Source organism: Promineifilum sp. (SeqCode), from assembly GCF_041918635.1.
Taxonomy (GTDB): domain Bacteria; phylum Chloroflexota; class Anaerolineae; order Promineifilales; family Promineifilaceae; genus Promineifilum.
Map to the genome: position 1 here is coordinate 1 of NZ_JAYRVJ010000751.1, position 2,015 is coordinate 2,015.

The following is a 2,015-nucleotide window of genomic DNA, read 5'->3' on the forward strand; positions in this document are numbered from 1 at the left end:
GCCTCGCCCGCCCTGCAGCGCCCGCTGGCGTTGGGCGCGGACTTCGCCGTCCACAGCACGACCAAGTACCTTGGCGGCCACTCCGACGTGGTCGGCGGCGCGATCGTCACCGACAACGAGGCGGCCTACGAGCGGCTGAAGTTCCTGCAGAACGCCGCCGGGGCGGTTCCCGGCCCGTTCGACTGCTTCCTGACGCTGCGCGGCATCAAGACACTGGGGCTGCGCATGCGCGCCCACTGCGACAACGCGACGGCCGTGGCCCACTTCCTGGAAGGGCACGCCGCCGTTGAGCGCGTCATCTACCCCGGCCTGCCCAACCATCCCCAGTACGATCTGGCCTGCCGGCAGATGGCCGGGCCGGGCGGAATGGTGTCGTTCACCTTGCGCGGCGGCGAGGCGGCGGCGCGCGCCGTGGCCCTGAACACCCGCCTCTTCACATTGGCCGAGTCGCTGGGCGGCGTCGAGTCGCTCATCGAACTGCCGGCGGCCATGACCCACGCCTCGGTCGGCGGGCCGGAGGCGCTGGCCGCCGGTTTCGCCGTCGAGGCCGGGTTGATTCGCCTGTCGGTGGGCATCGAGCACGCTGCCGACCTGATCGACGACCTGGATCAGGCCTTGGCCGCTGCCGGTTAGAGCGAGGATCATGAGACTCTTACACGCCGTCTTCCTGCTAATCAAGGACTCGGTCGCCGCCTTCCTGCGCGACCAGGCGACGATCTACGCCGCCGGGCTGGCCTATTACACCATCTTCGCCCTGGCCCCGCTGCTCATCCTCGTCATCGCCGTGTCCGGGTTCTTCATCGGCCGGTCGGCGGCCAGCGATCAGATCATCTTGCAACTCCAATACCTCGTTGGCGCCCAACTGAGTGGCTTTCTGGAGGGTATCGTCGGCGCGATCAACGACCAGACCGCCGGCGGCGCGCTTACGGTCATCAGCGTCGTCGGCCTGTTGCTGGGCGCGTCGGGCATCTTCAACCAGCTCAAGACGGCCCTCAACATCCTGTGGGGCATCATGGCCGACCGCCCGGAGAACGCCCGCGAGGTGCTGCTCCTGGCTCGTTCGCGGGCCATCCCCTTCCTGATGATCTTCGTGCTGGGACTGATGCTGAGCGTGGTCGTGCTGCTGGAGGCGATAGTGGGTATCGTGCAGGCGCGGCTGGAAGTGCTGTATCCGGAGGCGGCGGCGCTCGTGCCCTCCATCAACTGGGTCATCATCCCCGGCCTGACCTTCCTCACGTTCGCGCTCATCTACAAGGTGCTGCCCGACGCGCGCACGCGCTGGCGCGATATAGCCCTGGGCGCGCTGCTGGCAACGCTGCTCTTCCTGTTGGGGCGCTATGTCCTGTTCCAATTCTTGACCCCCGGCGGCAATAGCGCTGTCTACGGCGCGGCCAGCTCGCTCATCGGCTTGCTCGTCTGGGTCTACTACTCGGCCATCATCCTGCTCTTAGGCGCGGAGTTCATCAAGGTCTACGCCGCGCGCTACGGCCAGCCCATTCGCCCCAGCGAGACGGCCCGCTTCCGCGGCGACCCGGTCATCTCCGACTGGGCCTCGACCAAAACCCTCCAACCCGACGACCGCTTGGCGTAAGAGCTCACGCAAAGGGCGCAAAGAAGCGAAGAACGCAAAAAAACCCTTTCTATGCGTTCTTTGCTTCCTTCGCGATCTTTGCGTGAGATTCTTCTGCCCTGCATAGTTGGTTGTGATAGAATCACCCGTTAATTGCCCGTCGAGCGGAGGCTGCATGCGTATTGTTGTAGATGCAATGGGGAGCGACGACCACCCCGGGCCGGACGTGGCCGGGGCGGTGATGGCCGCGCGCAAGTTCGGCGACACGATCATCCTGGTCGGCGACGAGCAGCGCGTGAAAGCTGAATTGGCGGCGCAGGACGCGGCCGGCCTGCCCATCGAGGTGCGCCACGCCGCCGAGGCTATCGCCATGAAAGACTCCCCCTCGGCCGCCGCCCGCGACAAGCGCGGTTCCTCCATGCACGTTGGTCTCCAGCTGGTGCGC

The 2,015-nt window shown here is 66.4% G+C and carries 2 protein-coding genes and 1 pseudogene; all 3 read left to right on the forward strand.

All coding sequences use genetic code 11. The annotated features are described in order from the left end of the window. Window positions 1–633, forward strand: a 633-nt coding sequence (locus ACE3UY_RS21700) for a PLP-dependent aspartate aminotransferase family protein (RefSeq protein ID WP_374689565.1), incomplete at its 5' end; no start/stop codon positions are given. 10 nt (window positions 634–643) lie between these two features. Next, on the forward strand, window positions 644–1,591 hold the full coding sequence (locus ACE3UY_RS21705) for a YihY/virulence factor BrkB family protein (RefSeq protein WP_374689566.1): 948 nt from the start codon (window positions 644–646) through the stop codon (window positions 1,589–1,591). 154 nt (window positions 1,592–1,745) lie between these two features. Next, window positions 1,746–2,015, forward strand: a pseudogene (locus tag ACE3UY_RS21710) (phosphate--acyl-ACP acyltransferase); the annotation flags it as partial.